At 39.1% G+C, this 16,301-nt stretch carries 16 protein-coding genes; 9 read left to right on the top strand and 7 right to left on the bottom strand.

The annotated features are described in order from the left end of the window. Positions 1-253: 253 nt before the first annotated feature. A complete protein-coding gene (locus FTU98_RS11390) occupies positions 254-805 on the bottom strand; it encodes a lytic transglycosylase domain-containing protein (protein ID WP_096902336.1) in 552 nt (183 codons plus the stop codon). 324 nt (positions 806-1,129) lie between these two features. Between FTU98_RS11390 and FTU98_RS11385 the strand changes: the two genes are divergently transcribed. Then, positions 1,130-2,722, top strand: coding sequence for a Na/Pi cotransporter family protein (locus FTU98_RS11385; protein ID WP_167845994.1), 1,593 nt, complete (start codon positions 1,130-1,132; stop codon positions 2,720-2,722). A gap of 41 nt (positions 2,723-2,763) precedes the next feature. Here the strand turns inward: FTU98_RS11385 and FTU98_RS11380 are convergent, their stop codons facing one another. Then, on the bottom strand, positions 2,764-3,792 hold the full coding sequence (locus tag FTU98_RS11380; RefSeq protein WP_007116247.1) for an IS701 family transposase: 1,029 nt from the start codon (positions 3,790-3,792) through the stop codon (positions 2,764-2,766). A gap of 153 nt (positions 3,793-3,945) precedes the next feature. Between FTU98_RS11380 and ybaK the strand changes: the two genes are divergently transcribed. From ybaK to FTU98_RS11350, 6 genes are all read left to right on the top strand, one after another. Further along, entirely contained in the window at positions 3,946-4,413 is a 468-nt protein-coding gene (gene ybaK / locus FTU98_RS11375; protein WP_154320758.1) for a Cys-tRNA(Pro) deacylase, read from the top strand. A gap of 239 nt (positions 4,414-4,652) precedes the next feature. Then, complete coding sequence (locus FTU98_RS11370) at positions 4,653-4,826, top strand: hypothetical protein (RefSeq protein ID WP_004973856.1); 174 nt, start codon at positions 4,653-4,655, stop codon at positions 4,824-4,826. Positions 4,827-5,074: 248 nt separating this feature from the next. Then, the gene (locus FTU98_RS11365; RefSeq protein ID WP_004973854.1) at positions 5,075-5,491 is read left to right on the top strand and encodes a YeeE/YedE family protein; all 417 of its coding nucleotides are present in this window, start codon (positions 5,075-5,077) and stop codon (positions 5,489-5,491) included. Further along, complete coding sequence (locus FTU98_RS11360) at positions 5,492-5,908, top strand: DUF6691 family protein (RefSeq protein WP_004973852.1); 417 nt, start codon at positions 5,492-5,494, stop codon at positions 5,906-5,908. A gap of 1 nt (position 5,909) precedes the next feature. Beyond that, positions 5,910-6,776, top strand: a complete 867-nt coding sequence (locus tag FTU98_RS11355) for an MBL fold metallo-hydrolase (protein ID WP_180005936.1) — start codon at positions 5,910-5,912, stop codon at positions 6,774-6,776. A gap of 163 nt (positions 6,777-6,939) precedes the next feature. Further along, complete coding sequence (locus tag FTU98_RS11350; RefSeq protein ID WP_180051428.1) at positions 6,940-7,701, top strand: alpha/beta fold hydrolase; 762 nt, start codon at positions 6,940-6,942, stop codon at positions 7,699-7,701. 206 nt (positions 7,702-7,907) lie between these two features. On the opposite strand, the gene accC is transcribed toward FTU98_RS11350, so the two are convergent. The 5 genes from accC to FTU98_RS11325 form a co-directional block, all read right to left on the bottom strand. Further along, positions 7,908-9,275, bottom strand: a complete 1,368-nt coding sequence (gene accC, locus FTU98_RS11345; protein WP_004973841.1) for an acetyl-CoA carboxylase biotin carboxylase subunit — start codon at positions 9,273-9,275, stop codon at positions 7,908-7,910. Positions 9,276-9,292: 17 nt separating this feature from the next. Continuing rightward, positions 9,293-9,715, bottom strand: a complete 423-nt coding sequence (gene accB, locus FTU98_RS11340; RefSeq protein ID WP_004973838.1) for an acetyl-CoA carboxylase biotin carboxyl carrier protein — start codon at positions 9,713-9,715, stop codon at positions 9,293-9,295. A gap of 16 nt (positions 9,716-9,731) precedes the next feature. Then, complete coding sequence (aroQ, locus tag FTU98_RS11335) at positions 9,732-10,187, bottom strand: type II 3-dehydroquinate dehydratase (protein ID WP_179994446.1); 456 nt, start codon at positions 10,185-10,187, stop codon at positions 9,732-9,734. A 967-nt stretch (positions 10,188-11,154) separates the two neighbouring features. Further along, complete coding sequence (locus FTU98_RS11330) at positions 11,155-12,561, bottom strand: ATP-binding protein (RefSeq protein WP_104851943.1); 1,407 nt, start codon at positions 12,559-12,561, stop codon at positions 11,155-11,157. Next, positions 12,558-13,226, bottom strand: a complete 669-nt coding sequence (locus FTU98_RS11325; RefSeq protein ID WP_096902342.1) for a response regulator transcription factor — start codon at positions 13,224-13,226, stop codon at positions 12,558-12,560. The genes FTU98_RS11330 and FTU98_RS11325 overlap by 4 nt, the downstream gene beginning before the upstream one ends. A 170-nt stretch (positions 13,227-13,396) precedes the next feature. Between FTU98_RS11325 and dsbD the strand changes: the two genes are divergently transcribed. Then, positions 13,397-15,460, top strand: coding sequence for a protein-disulfide reductase DsbD (gene dsbD, locus FTU98_RS11320; RefSeq protein ID WP_180051427.1), 2,064 nt, complete (start codon positions 13,397-13,399; stop codon positions 15,458-15,460). Beyond that, complete coding sequence (locus FTU98_RS11315) at positions 15,457-16,287, top strand: TlpA disulfide reductase family protein (RefSeq protein ID WP_180005939.1); 831 nt, start codon at positions 15,457-15,459, stop codon at positions 16,285-16,287. The genes dsbD and FTU98_RS11315 overlap by 4 nt, the downstream gene beginning before the upstream one ends. The last annotated feature ends 14 nt before the right edge of the window (positions 16,288-16,301 follow it).

The following is a 16,301-nucleotide window of genomic DNA, read 5'->3' as shown; positions in this document are numbered from 1 at the left end:
TCCCGAACTCAGAAGTGAAACCTCTTCGCGCTGATGGTAGTGTGGGGTTACCCATGTGAGAGTAAGTCATCGCCAGCTCATTATTCTAAACACCCTCAACTAGCGTTGGGGGTGTTTTTTTATGCAAAAAGAAAATAAAGTTAGAAAAATTATAAAAAGAAAGGAAACATAAAAGTGAAGGCAAAATAAAACCATCTGAGGATGGCTTTAATTCAACGGGTATTGGCTACTTTATTAAGCTAGTAAGTCAAAATTAAAGTGCATCTTTTAAGTTTTTTTGGTGCTGTTTGACTTGTTTCGCGTAGCGTTTACCTTGCTTTTTCATTTTTCGATTACTATTGTAGCCAGTAGGTCCCACATTGTAATAGGCCAAAGCTTTAGGCCATTTACCCGACTGATTTTTATAATGATTTAAAATAAATGTACCACAGTTGATATTGGTATGTTCATGGAATAAATCGCCAGGACAAGTCTGCTGCCAATAACGTGGAATAATTTGTGTGAACCCAACTGCACCTGAAGGTGAAACAGCATAGGCACGATAATTCGATTCTTGTCTAATAACTGCAGCGACAAGCAGAGGATCAACATTATGTTGTTCTGCACTTTGTACAATGATTGGTGCTACACGATTTGCTGTATCAGGATGCACAGCATAAGCCTTTTGGATCCCTGTAGAAAGTTTAGCTGAGCGTTTTGCAAGAGAACCACCTCCTAGTGGAGAGCAAGCTGCTAGCGTTAAAACAGTACAACCAATACTGAATATTTTTATAGATGGATATTTTCTAAAAGTATTAAAAATCATATTAAAACTATATCTGTCATTTTGGCGTATGTGAGTATATATACTGATTTTGAGGTGAGCGATTGACCTAGTCAAGCCATTCACAGATTTGAATTGTATCGTGTCAGCATAATACAGAGGTTTCGTTTTGTTTTATCGAATGATTGGATAAACCAATGGAGTCCGATCTATCCTTAGGTTTAATAATATGTCAAATTGATGACAAGTTTTTTATTTAATATAAACTATTGGAATAGAACAAATAAACTGCAATTTTAAGATAAAAGTACGTACAATATCGGCTTTTTAGCACTTTGAAAATTGCTTATTGCACAGGGAGTAAGTGTGTTAGAAGTCTTTGTACAATTATGTGGTGGTATTGGTCTATTTTTGATTGGTATGACCATGATGACAGACAGCTTAAAAAATATGGCAGGGGAAACTTTGCGTATTTGGTTGTCTAAATTTACAGGCTCACCCATTAAAGCTGTGCTTTCAGGCATCGGTTTAACCTTAATTGTACAATCTTCTACAGCAACGACTTTAGCCACAATTGGTTTTGTCAGTGCGGGTATTCTTACTTTTGCTCAGGCAATTGGTGTCATTATTGGCGCGAATATTGGCACAACCAGTACGGGTTGGATGGTGGCATTTTTAGGTGTTAAATTTTCCATCACCAGTTTTGCATTACCTTTGCTGGGTTTGGGTGCAATGCTCAAATTATTTAGTCAGGGGCGAGTTGCATTATTTGGAATGACATTGGCAGGTTTTAGTCTGATTTTCCTTGGCATTGATATGTTGCAAGTTGCCATGTCAGGTTTTGCTGAACGTGTCGATTTATCAGTATTTTCAAGTAGATCTTTGATTGCGCAACTCAGTTTGGTTTTGGTCGGTATTATCATGACCATTCTGTTGCAATCTTCAAGTGCTGCAATTACCGCGACCTTAGCAGCATTGGCCAGTGGTGCGATTGATTTGCAACAGGCTTTAGGTTTGGTGATTGGACAGAATATTGGTACGGTGGCGACAGCCATTATTGCTGTAATTGGTTCAACTGCAAATGCCAAACGTACTGCAGCGGTTCATGTGATTTTTAACATCATTTCAGCCATTTTTGCTTTTATTATTTTAAAACCGTTATTTCTTGAGCTAACACAAAATCAACGTCTTATGGCAACATGGGACAATGTGGTGATTGTTGCTGCATTTCATACAGCATTCAGTATTTCTGGTACTTTGATTATTTTGCCTTTTATCCGTCAGTTCGAAAAACTGATTATGAAAATTATCCCAGATCAAACTCAATCGGTTTTATGTTATCTCGATCAAGCGAGTTTATCTGTGCCCGCCTTGGCTATTCATGCTGCATCAAAGGTGATTTACCATAGTTTGTATGACGTTTTGGTGATGCTAAAACTGGCTATCCAAGAGGGAAGATTACCTTCAAAAGTACGTTTATTACAGCTAGATGAAGTACTCATTCAAGTCCAACGCTATTTGGAAGAAATGTCGATTTCAGAAAATGAAGCCGATCAACAGCGTTTAATGGCGATGCTTCGTTTGATGGTGTATTTACGTGTTTTACGAAGTGATTTGGAAAATATTACTTTAGCAAAAGAAATACGCACCCAACCTGCAATTTATCAAGTTGGCTTAGATTTTGTACAAATTCTTGATGAACATCTAAAAGAAATGGATGATTTTGATGTGCATAAACATGTACTAAGTCTAAATACCGAATTATCTAATTTGAAAAAATGGACAGAAGATCAACGTGCCGAAAACCGTGAAAAAGTGCTGCAATATATTGCCGTGAATCAGCTCAATGCTGCGACAGGTTTAGAGTTGTTGGCGGCACAACGTTGGTTGGATCGCGTGATTGCGCATGCACAGCGCTTAGCTAACGTGTTGGTTGAAAATTCACGTAAACCAAGTTAATGATTTTAGGCTATTTTTTCGATAGTAGGACTTACGCACTATTATTTATAGATTCTCTGTGGTAGCAGATGATTTTTATCGAGAATAAAGTCATCAATGAAGTTTTTGATAACTGGTCTAAATAATTTCTTCTGCCAACGATATACATTTTCAAAGATCCGCTCAAACTGGTTCTTTTGTATCTCGACGTAGGCCATCAAGGCTGAAAAAATATGATTCAAAATCAGTTTAGATCGTCTTACTTGAAACTTTTCAATATGACAAACCTGTTTAATCACCCGGTGATATTGCTCTATTTTCCAATGACTTGAATGTAATTCATGAAAACCCTCAAAGGACAATAAATCATCTTCATCTTGATGCACAATATAAAACCTCTGCTGTTCTTTTAACTGAGTCTTAAATAATTGTACAAAGCCAAAATCTTTGAGCCAGACCACTTGACCCTGATGGAAATTTGGCAATAAACGCAGTTGAAACCATTGTCCTTTTTCTGGGGAAACCTTACGGTTACAGTCGATACCAAACATAAATCGAATACCATATTTTCTTATGGTTTTTAGATTTCCAGTCGATGAATACCAACTATCACCTGTAATAAATTGAATCTTTGCCCCCCAACTGAGTACTTCACTTAACATATCCATAAAGTAATCATTCTTGGTTTTACTTTCAGATTTGTCATAAATTCGGAAATTAATTGGAATATTTTGACCATTCTGATCTGTCGCATACAAGGTAATGAGATTAATACCCTTGACGGATCGGTGGTGTTTGCCTGACCAAAAATAGCTAACCAAGTCCATATGTTGACTATAGGGTTTATCTAAAACAGTATCATCAATACTGACTATAAGTTTATTATTATCAATATGTTGAATTGCTTCTTGATATAGGTCGTGAGGTGTGTAGTCTTCACGTTCTAGAAAGCGATTTACACTATCATGCGAGATGTTATAAGTCTCGGCAAGTTGTGTGCAGCTAATAGAGTTCGGTTCTGTCATGAGAAAGCCCATATAAATGGGTAATGTACAAGTTGCTGTAGAAGCATGTTTAATTCGTCTGATCACAGATACTTTATAAAGTATTTTAATACTTTTTTGAATCCGTCAATGCGTAAGTCCTAGATAGTTACTTTTATATTTAAAAATGGCCTAAGCGAATTCACTTTTAATCTCAATCAAGCGTATAATTTGAGCATCGTTTTTTACAGTATTTTTTCAATGACTCCAGCAGCTAAACTTTTAAAAGCCAAGAAAATTCAATTTTCTATGCATGAATATGAACATGATCATAATACTAAAAGTTTTGGTTTAGAAGCTGCGGAGAAGTTAGGCTTAGATGTCACAGAAGTATTTAAAACTTTATTGGTCAGTGATGATAAGCATTATTTTGTGGCGATTTTACCTGTCCATTACCAATTAAATCTTAAAAAAGTTGCGGCTGCTTTTCAGTGTAAAAAAGTACACATGGCTGATCCTAAAGATGCTGAGCGTTTGACAGGTTATTTGGTTGGGGGCATTAGTCCAATTGGGCAGAAGAAACAACTGAAAACAGTGATTGATGCATCCGCTCAACAGCTTGCAACTATGTATGTGAGTGGAGGGAAGCGGGGATTAGATATTGGTTTAACACCAAGCGATTTGGCAAAAGTTTTAAATGCTAATTTTGTAGATATTGTAGATGCATGATATGTTGAACTTTATATTGTTTTGAGTCCAAAGCATACAGATGCTTGTTCTTGTATGAATGTAGCAACTATTCCTATTCGTTTCATCTCAGTGATTCTTGTTCCAAGCGACCATTTAATAACAAAAAAAGTTATCTTTAAGCAATAAATAGGGTAATTAAAAACTCGTATTGATGATTTTTTAACAAACTAAATTTTATGTTATATTAGTGAAAGTTAAGAAATTCTGAGAGGTGCAGTATGGGTAAGCGTCTTAAAGACTACACAATCGAAGATCGAAAAGCTCGTCCAATGTGTCCAGCTAAACCTATTGACTTTGGTGATGATGAGACTACCAATCGCATTATGTTAGATGCTGCTAAACGTGTAATTCGTCGGCATAAAAAAGAACTTATTGCGCTTGCTCACAAATGAGTCTAATGCCCTCAACTTTTGTCGTTGCTGTCTATTTTGATATATCTTTATTACGTTATGAGGCAGTCATTTAGAATGACTAAATTTTCTGCCTTATGACTTAATATCAGACAAAAACTTGCGAAATCTCTCTCACATCGCAAACATAGACGAATAGTCAGATGAAGTTTACAAAACTTACAAGAGAATAGTTGAATAATAATTACAATAATATATTATAAAAACATATATTGTTTTGGGTGTTCAAAATGCATGATTATCTGCTGGCATTAATCGGTGGTGGATTGCTTGGTCTTGCAGTCGTGGGCTATTTATATGTTCATGGTCGTATTGCAGGCATTAGTGGTTTACTGGCTCAAGTATTAAATCCGCAAACGCTGTTCAAAACGCCTGCATTGTGGTTTGTGTTAGGTATTTTCATTGTGCCTTTTTTCTATGGCATCGTGGCTCAACCTAAAGTTGAATTGAATGCAAGCCCATTGATGATGATTGTGGCGGGATTGTTGGTTGGTTTCGGTACTCGTTTGGGTTCGGGTTGTACCAGTGGACATGGTATTTGTGGCATGAGTCGTTTATCTAAGCGCTCCATTGCAGCAACAGCTACCTTTATGTTAGCTGGCTTTATTACCGTTTATGTTATCCGCCATATCACAGGAGCATTCTAAATGAAAAATTTCTTAGCCTTTGTTTTCGGTGGTATTTTTTCAGCTGGATTGATTCTTTCTGGTATGTCGAATCCTGAAAAAGTTTTAAACTTCCTCGATCTTTTCGGTACATGGGATGCAAGTCTGGCATTTGTTATGATGGGTGCAATTGCGGTTGCCTTTATTCCATTCCAAAGAATTATGCGCCAAGCTGAACCAAAAACCATTTTAAATGAACCAATTGATTTGCCTAAACAAACTCAAATTGACTCTAAACTGATCACAGGTAGTTTTATTTTTGGTATCGGTTGGGGCGTTGCAGGAATTTGTCCAGCGCCAAGTCTAACCTTGATTGGTTTAGGTTATTATCAAGCAATCTATTTCATTGTTGCAATGTTGGTGGGGATTCTCATTCATCGTAAGGTTGCAGGAGCATAAGATGCACGCAGATATTCAGCATTTTTTTGATGAAAATACTAATACATTCAGTTATGTGGTAAGTGATCCTGTAACGCGTCAATGTGCCATTATTGACAGCGTGTTGGATTATGACCCTGCATCTGCGACTACTTCAACAATTCATGCCGATGAAATCATTGCTTACATCCAAAAAAATGAATTAACGGTTGAATGGATTTTAGAAACGCATGTGCATGCCGATCACCTGACAGCTTCTCAATATTTAAAAGAGCAGTTGGGTGGTAAAATTGCCATGAGCCATAAAATTTCGATTGTGCAAGAAACATTTAGTGCTATCTATAACTTGGATATCAAGTATTTCAATTCACATCAATCATTTGATTATCTGTTTGACGATCATGAAACTTTTACGATTGGTGAATTACAAGCCTATAACATCCCTACACCGGGGCATACGCCTGCTTGTTTAAGCTATGTGATCGGTGATGCTGTATTTGTAGGTGATACTTTGTTTATGCCTGATTATGGTACGGCACGTTGTGATTTCCCGAAAGGCAGTGCAGGGCAGTTGTACGATTCTGTGCAAACGCTATACGCATTGCCTGAAGAAACACGAGTGTTCTTATGCCATGATTATCTACCAGAATCACGTGAAAAATATGAACACGAAACGCTGCTCAAAACTCAAAAAGAGCAGAATATTCATATTCATACAGGGGTAAGCAAAGCTGAGTTTATTGAAATGCGAACCCAACGTGACGCCACTTTAACGATGCCTAAATTGATTCTGCCATCCATTCAAATCAATATGGATGCAGGCAAGTTTCCACAACCTGAGGCCAATGGTATTCGTTATTTGAAGTTGCCTTTGAATTACTTTAAATAAAATTTTAAGAAAAGTTCATCTTGTATGTTATTGCTTAGGCTCACACAAATAGCCTAAGCAATATTATAAGTTTCACCGTAAAAAGCACATATAAAATTTGATTTATAAACTCAAAACTCATTAAATAGATCAATCATTTGAATTCAAGTTTAGAGTCTATTTTATGTTGTTAAATTATCAAATCACGCAAAATCAGCCTGAATCTACATTGCCACCTTTGGTTTTTATTCATGGTTTATTTGGTAGTTTGAGTAATTTAGGCATGCTCGCACGTGCATTTCAAGAACAGCGCACCGTAATTCAATTAGATGTGCGCAATCATGGTAAGTCTGCGCATTGTGATGACATGAATTATGCAGCAATGGCACAAGATGTTTTAGAAACGTTGAACAGCTTGAATATCGAACAGTTTTCTGTGGTTGGGCATTCAATGGGCGGTAAAGTTGCAATGACTTTAGCTCCTCTGGCTGCTGGGCGTTTACAGCAATTGGTTTTATTGGATATTTGTCCTTTTGCTTATCCTGAAAATCGTCACGATCAAATTTTTACAGCCTTGTTTGCTGTGCAAGATGCACAAGTTGAAAGTCGCCAAGCGGCGATGGAAATTATGCGTGAGCATCTTCAAGAAGAAATGGTTGTGCAATTTTTGATGAAGTCATTTAGCAAAGGGCAATGGCTATTTAACTTAAATGCGCTACATGAACATTATGCCGAAATTTTGTCATGGCAGACGGTGCAGAGTAATGTAGATACTTTGTTTATTCGTGGTGGTAATTCGCCTTACATTGAAGCGCCTGAGCATTATGCCGCTATTCAAGCACAGTTTCCTCACGCAAAAGTTGAAACAGTTGCTCATGCAGGGCATTGGTTGCATGCCGAAAAAACAGCAGAGGTATTGGCATTCATGACTGAGTTTTTAGATTAATCTTGTCTAGTATTTTGCATCATTCGATGATCTAAAATGATCTCAGTTTTTAAGTCAATTTTAAACCAATACTTCATTTGGAGTATTGTTTTTTTCTTCACACTGATCTGCATAGATGAACGGTTTAGCTTTTATTCTCAACAATAAAAAAGAGCTGATGTTGAATCATCAGCTCTTCATTTTAAACTTAAGCAACCTTAAATTGCTTATGCTTTTTCTTCTTCATTGCCTGCAAGTTGCTTTAGCAAATGCTTTTCAAGATAGTGAATATCCATTGCTTGTTTGCAGAAGTTTTTATCTTGCAGAATTAAGTCTTTGTGCAAAGGAATGTTGGTTTTAATTCCTGTTAAGATGGTTTCATCCAAGGCTTGACGCATACGCGCAATACTGGTTTCACGATCTTTACCATGCACAATCAGTTTAGCAATCATTGAGTCGTAATACGGCGGAATGCTATAACCTTCGTAGATGTGTGAATCTACACGAACACCTGCACCACCTGGGGCATAGAAGTGTTCAATTTTACCCGGTGAAGGTACGAAGGTAGTTGGGTCTTCAGCGTTAATACGACATTCGATTGCGTGACCACGAATTTCAACCTGATCTTGCTCAATGTCTAAACCTAGACCTGCAGCAATACGCAATTGTTGTTCTATGATGTCGATACCTGTCACCATTTCAGTTACAGGGTGCTCAACTTGAACACGGGTATTCATTTCAATGAAGAAGTATTCGTCATCTTCAAATAAGAATTCGAAAGTACCTGCACCACGGTATTGCATTAACTTACATGCATTAACACACGCTTCTAAAATATCGGCACGTGCTTGTTCTGGTAAGTTAGGTGCTGGCGCTTCTTCAAGCACTTTTTGGTGACGGCGTTGTAATGAACAGTCGCGGTCATAAAGGTGAATCGCGTGACCATTACCATCAGCCAATACTTGTACTTCTACGTGGCGTGGCTTTTGTAAGAAACGCTCCATATAGACCGTGTCATCACCAAACCACATTTCTGCATCACGTTGAGCTGCTTGAACTGATTCAAGCAAGGTGTCTACGCGCTCTACAATACGCATACCACGACCACCACCACCAGCAGCAGCTTTTACAATGAGCGGGAAACCAATTTCTTTGGCTTCAGCTAAAGCATTGTGCGGTGTAACGGCGTGTGCTGAACCTGGTACAGTTGGTACGCCAGCTTTACGCATTGCAGTAATTGCAGAAACTTTGTTACCCATTAAGCGAATATGCTCAGGGCGTGGACCAATGAAAATGAAACCTGAACTTTCTACAATTTCAGCAAATTCGGCATTTTCAGCAAGGAAACCATAACCAGGGTGAATGGCATCTGCACCTGTAATTTCTGCTGCAGTAATAATTGCAGGAATATTCAGGTAACTTTCACTGCTCGCACCCGGACCAATACACACGGCTTCATCACAAAAGCGTAAGTGCATCAGGTCTTTATCGGCATCTGAATAGATACCCACGGTTTTGATCCCTAAAGTTTTGCAAGCTCGGGTGATGCGCAGGGCAATCTCACCACGGTTTGCAATTAAAACTTTTTGCAACATTGTGAATCCCCGAGGTCTTAAGCGCGGTAGCGGAAGAGTGGTTGACCAAATTGAATCACTTCGCCATTTTTAACTAGAATTTCTTCAATCACGCCACTTTGAGTTGCTTCAATTGGGTTCATGATTTTCATTGCTTCGATAATGCCAAGCGTTTCACCAGCAGAAACAGTTTGACCCACTTTAATAAATGGTGCTTCACCTGGGCTTGGTGCTGCATAGAACACGCCAACCATTGGAGAAGTTTCAACAGCACCACGTGGTGAAGATTTAGGTGCAGATGGTACTTCTGCAGAAGGTGCAGGCATTGCAGGAACTGCTGCCGCTACTACTGGACTGCGACGAGTTAATGCAATCGACTGATCGCCTTCTTTAACTTCAATCGCTTGTAAGTCAGATTCAATCATCAAGTCGATGAGTTTCTTGATTTTACGAATATCCATGGACAGTATTCCTAGTTTAAGATTGTGTAGTAGGTTGAATTTTTTCAAGAACAAAGTCGAGTGCTGCGGCATAGCCTTTTGCGCCTAAACCGCAAATCACACCAATGGCTTTGTCTGATAAATATGAATGATGTCTAAACGCCTCACGTGCATGCACATTCGACAAATGGACTTCAAGAAATGGAATAGCGACCCCTAACAAGGCATCACGTACCGCAACAGAGGTATGCGTTAATGCAGCAGGGTTAATAATGATATATTGTGTGCCATCTAACGCGGCTTGATGAATTCGGTCTACAATTGCGCCTTCCCAATTACTTTGGAAAGTATCTATAGAAATTGATGCTTTTTGCGCTTGTGAAATGAGCTGTTGATTTATATCCTCAAGAGTGAGGTAACCATAAACTTCGGGTTCACGCTTTCCTAGCAAATTTAGATTCGGTCCATGAATAACCAAAATGGTCGAAATCATTCCGCTTGCTCCAATAAATAATTGCAATAATACTTTGCAAGATGTCTGCAAAGTTTGCTAATTATGGCATAAAATTCCACATTTTTTTTGTAATTTGTTTAATTTGACGTAGAAAGCGTGTGCCAAAATGAGGCACTATAATGAAAACTTTGCAGGGAATTCGCAATGTTAAAAAATTACATTTTTAGTTTTTTTTGCTGATTTTTATATTCTAAAACAACTGACCAAATCTATTCATTTGTTTTCTGTAACGACTGATCAAGCGAGTGACTTGAACTGGTTTGATTCGGAATGTCAAAGCCAGAAAACAACCAACATCAATATCGCATTTCTTTATAGCATGATATTTCGTTGCTGTTTATAAAAAATGGCGATTCCATTTTTTCAGTTCATTCAAAGTAGATGACCACACAAACTGCAGTGGATCATCTAATACGTTTTGTGATCATCGTTCAAGTGGTTATGGATTCGATAGAAAGATCATTTCGATAATAAGATATTTTAAAAATTCAACTTTATTTAAATAAAACATGAGCTTAAATGGAATGCTTTGATTGATATATTTATCTATATTTTAGTCTGGAATAGATGCTCCTACGCTGCGTATTATATTTTGAGTGGGGTGCTGTTGGTTTTATGTACACTTTAATTAAGTTGTAGATTGATCACAAGACCAAGCACATGCACGATCTGCACGGATATCTACCTCATTTAAAAATATGACGTGGTATCGAACAAAAAAACGGTGATGAAAGTTTCAGCAATTTTTTTCTAGCCAATGTTCTTCTACTCAATAGCCCGCAGCATCTACATCATAGATAAAATTTTAGAACGCATTGACCTTTTATTTCAAAAATCACCTTAAAAATGGCGTTATCGTAAAGTAGAGCAATATGTTCGGTATTGGCAAAAGTTAAGTGATCTTGTTCTGAATCTTGCTTTATTTGCTGTTAAAGCTCAGAAAAGCTTAATCCGTCTGTTGTTTCTCTGTTGCAGAAGGTGCTGCATCAAAACTGACAATCACTTTTAAACCTTGCGGTTGGTTAGCCTGAAATTGAAGTAGGTAGCCATATTGCTCTAATAATACTTTGACTAGAGTTAGACCTAAGCCATAGCCTTGTTTATGCGCAGATTTACGCCAAAAACGCTGAGTCAGAATGGTAAAATCATCTTCATTCAGGCTTTTGCCTTGGTCTGCAATGATCAATTGCAGGTCTTGCATATAAATTTGAATGTTTGGCGCATCCTCTGCATGCAAATAAGCATTTTGAATCAAGTTTTTCAGTACCATGTGCAACGCAGGCGCTGGAATATTAATGTGTTGTGCTACCAAACTCGCCCAATCAATCTGTAATTTCGCTGATAAATTGGGATATTCCACAGTCAGTTCCGACAAGACTGTTTCTAATACGCTACGCATATCTGCATGGCTATGTGCCGCTTGAATACCTGCTTCAGTTTGACTGAGCAATAACAGTTGTTCCAAAAGTTGTTGATAACGTTGGATGCTGCGTTCTGCGTGTTTTAAATTGTCGATGACTTTGGCTGTATCTTGGGCAGATGCGGTTTGATTCAACATCAATTGGCTCAGTTGCACATGCGTTTTAATAGCCGTTAACGGCGTGCGCAGTTCATGCGCAGCAAATGCACTAAAGTTTTTTTCGTGTTCCAGACTTTTATGTAGGCGTTCAATCAGCATCAATAAGTTATCGACAAAAGGCTGAATTTCTTTAGGAATTTTTTGTGATCTCAGTTCAATTAAATAACGAGAAGCTTCATCTAAAGATTGTTTTTTCTGAATTAAGTGGCGGGTGATGTGATCGAGCGGTAAAAACTCCAGACGGATAATCCACAAAATTAGCAAAATACAAATAATCAAAGTAAGCAGTAAAGGAATCAGTACCGACTGTAAAATTTGTTTAAGTAGGTTTTGCCGTAACTGAATTTTTTCAGCCACCACCACCTGAACTTCACCTTCACGCAGTACATAACTACGCCATTGCAGTCCATTTTCTGTCCATGTGCTGAAACCGACTTGTTGGTTTTTTAAATTTTTCGGTGCGCCTTGAGTGCGTGCAATCACATGCTGTGGTAATGAAACATCGGCACGGAAAATAGAGACTTCACAAGCAATTAAACTATGTAGCAAGGCATTTTCTGATTCGGCATGCAAACTTTCTGTGAGTTGTTCTAGGGGCAGTTGCTGAATCAGGCGGGCGACCATACGGGCTGAGGTAGAAAGTCGTTCATCCAGCGTATTTTGTAAGCGTTGTTCCAAGTCATGGTAGAGCCATGCAAAGACAATCACCCACAGCAAAATAAATGCACAGCTGATGGTCGATACCAAACGCCATTTCAGACTGTAGTTTTTCATGTCAGCAGCTCAGGTTTAAAGATGTAGCCGACACCACGCACCGTTTGAATAAAATCGGGGTGGATTTTATGCCGTAAATGGTAGATATGCACATTTAAGGCATTGCTTTCGATACTGTCTTGAAAGCCATACACTTTATCTATCAGTTCTTCATTTTTTAAGATTTGGTTCGGATGCCGTAAAAAGGTTTCCAATAGGCTATATTCACGGCGTGAAAGCTGAATGTTTTGTGAATGCCAACTGACTTCTTGTGTATCGAGGTTCATGTGTAACTGACCACTTTGCAGTTGGTTCGATGAATAACCACGATGACGGCGGCTTAATGCATATACACGGGCAATCAGTTCATTTAATTCAAAAGGTTTAGTTAGGTAGTCATCTGCTCCTAAGTTGAGCGCCTGTACGCAGTCTTGAGTATGATTCCGCGCGGTTAATACCAATACTGGAATATGAATGGCATCTTTACGCCAGTTTTCGAGTAACTGTAAACCATCTTGGTCAGGCAGACCTAAATCGAGCAGGCACAGATCTACCGCACTATGACGTATGAAGTAATCGGCATTGCGCGCGTTATTCACGTGTTCGACTGAAATACTTAAAAATTCGAGTGCTGCCACAATACTTTGGGCAATATAAGGATCATCTTCCACCAAAACGACGAACATATTTGCTCCTATACCACAGTCAGCCCAATATATGACACATCTCGATCACGCCACAAATTTAGATTAGGCACCTACAATGCTCAAGTTTACAAAGAAAAATCTTTATTAATGTTCTCTTAATCTACACTTACCGATAATACAGTCAGTTTTTTAATTTTTAGTATAAATACATGATTTTTATTCGCGTCATTGCTTATTTTGTGTTGAGTCTGTGTGCGGTGTGGGTCAATGCTGCCAATGAATTTTTAGCGTCCGATCAAGCTTTTAAGTTTCAGGCGACGTCATTGTCTGAACAAACGGTTGAACTGAAATGGGATGTCGCACCGCATTACTATTTATATCACGATCAATTCAAAGTCAGTCAGGCTCAAAAGCCGCTTGCTTTTAAATTGCCTGCAGGGCAGGAAAAAGATGATCCGACTTTCGGGCTGACACGTGTGCATTATGGGCAAGTGACAACACAGATTCAGGTGAAGCCTAATCAGCAATATCAAATTACTTGGCAAGGCTGCGCTGAAGATGGTTTGTGTTATCCCGTACAGCGTAAAACGATTCAAACCGATGCCGATGGTTTATTGCCACAGCATAATTTAAGTGCGGGCAAAGGTAATTTACTTCAGCAACTCAATCAGAATAATCAGGCTGCTTTAAACACTAACTTAAATGATGCAGATAAGCATCAAGCCAATGGTTCTAGTACACAAAAACAAGTTACGACAACTGCAAATACTGTAACGACAAAAGAACTCAAACTTGAACAGCAAACGCTAGAAAACAAAGCACAGCTTGCTGAAAATGCGGTTGCTGTAACACAAGCTGATCCTAAACTTACCCCTGAATCAGTAGAAAACGTTGATTTAGCAAATTCCTTAGAGATTGAAAATACAGATACGGCGTTGACAGACAATACATTCGCTGCATCAGCCAATTCAAGTAATACGGAAACAGCCAGTAGTACGAGTCTGAATCAGCAATGGAACAATGATCAATTTTTCCTGAATTTATTGTCTGGGCAAGGGTTGTTACTGAATGCGTTTATCTTTTTAGGTTTTGGGGTATTACTGGCTTTTTTACCGTGTTCATTGCCGCTGATTCCAATTCTTTCTGGCATTTTGGTGCAGCGCAATACAGGCTATAAAGCGGCAGCAATTGCGATCACCTTTATCGTCAGTATGGCGCTAGTCTATGGCTTGATGGGCGTTGTTGCGTCACACATTGGTTATAGCGTACAGCGTTGGTTCCAAAATCCCGTAGTGATTGCAGTTTTTGCTATGTTGTTTGTGCTCTTTGCTTTAAACCTGTTTGGACTGTATCAGTTGTCATTACCACAAGCAGTGTTACAGCGTTTAGATCGTATTCAGCAATATCAAAAAGGCGGTACTTTATTGGGTGCGGGCGTTATGGGGGTGATTTCTGCACTGATTGTCGGGCCATGTATGAGTGCGCCTTTAGCGGGAGCATTGCTGTACGTCTCACATTTGGATCAAGCAGCATTGGGTGGTTTATATTTGTTCCTGCTCGGTTTAGGTATGGGAATTCCTTTACTTATTGCCAGCATGTTTGGCGCGAAATATTTGCCAAAGCCAGGTTTGTGGATGGAACGGCTAAAATTTAGCTTTGGTTTTATCATGTTGGCAATGGCTTTGTATTTTGCTCGTCCGCTATTTTCTGTGACTTGGTACTATGTTGCTTTTGCTGTGGTGTTATTTGCCTTCGCTGCATATTTAATTGCAATTTTGCGCCACGTGTTACATCGTCCACAGCGTTTTTCGTTATTGGCTTTGGTGGCAGTAATCGCCAGTAGTGGAATTTGGCATGTCAATCAGAGTATTGCCAGTGTCAATGCGCAGGTACAAGCAGACCAATTACAGCCATGGATCAAAGTACGCACAGAACAAGAGTTGAATGCAGCTTTGGCCGCACATGCTCATCAAAAGATTGTGATTGATGTCTATGCCGATTGGTGTGTGGCGTGTCAGCCGATTGAGCGTGATGCGATTCCTCGTACCGATGTGCAAGATGCTTTAAAGCATGTGGTGCGGATTAAACTCGACTTAACCGAACAGCATCCTTCACAAGATGCCTTATTGAAAAAATGGCAGATTTTAGGGCCGCCAACGTTGTTATTTTTGGCAGATCCACAACGGGAACAACGTGAATTGCGTCTAACAGGTGCTTATAACGCAGCGCAATTGATTCAAAATATTCATCAACTGCAAGAGGCTGCGCCATGATTCAATCCGCAGTCTTGCAGTTAGGCATGTTGATGATTCCATGGCCATTGGTGTTTTTATTGCTAGGACTGATTGTCGTCTTTGCAATGGGTAAATTTTTTCAGCGTCGTTATACATGGAATGCACAGACTTGGACAGGTTATCAGGATGCATTATGGAATGCGCTGTGGATTGGTGCTTTAGTTGGGCGGGCAGTTTTTGTGTTGCAGCATTATGAGCTGTACTTTGCCAACCCGATTGATATTTTAAAAATTCAGGACAAAGGCTTTCATCTGATTGCCGCAGTTATGGCAGGTGTGGCGTGGTTTGTCTGGAAAAATCGCGCTATTCAACGTGTTGTTCTGGCATGGGCAGTTGCGCTCTTTATTACAGTACAAGTTGTAGGTTGGAGTCTTATCCAACCTTTGCAGACGCAGCATGCCTATCCCAATCTAGTATTGCACAACCTAGCGCAACAACCTCAAGATTTAGCTCAATTTTCAGGTCAGCCCACCGTGATTAATCTCTGGGCGACTTGGTGTCCAGTTTGTCACCGTGAAATGCCTGTTATGCAACAAGCACAGCAAGATTTCCCTGAGGTCAATTTTGTATTTGCCAATCAACGCGAATTTGCAGCAGAGATTCAAGCCTATTTACAGAAACATCGATTTCAGTTTGAACACGTGTTATTAGACCCTGCAGCTCGTTTAGGACAACACTTCAATATGTTCGGTTTGCCAAGTACTTTGTTTTTTAATGCACAAGGAGAATTGGTCGATCATCACATGGGTGAATTGACCAAGCCGATGCTGCAGCATTATCTGAAAAAAATACAAGCGAATCCATAAACGCGCTCTTAACG

Source organism: Acinetobacter sp. YH12211 (assembly GCF_013418015.1).
Lineage (GTDB): Bacteria > Pseudomonadota > Gammaproteobacteria > Pseudomonadales > Moraxellaceae > Acinetobacter > Acinetobacter towneri.
The sequence above is the reverse complement of the archived record's forward strand: the minus strand, read 5'-3'. Positions and strand labels throughout refer to the sequence as shown.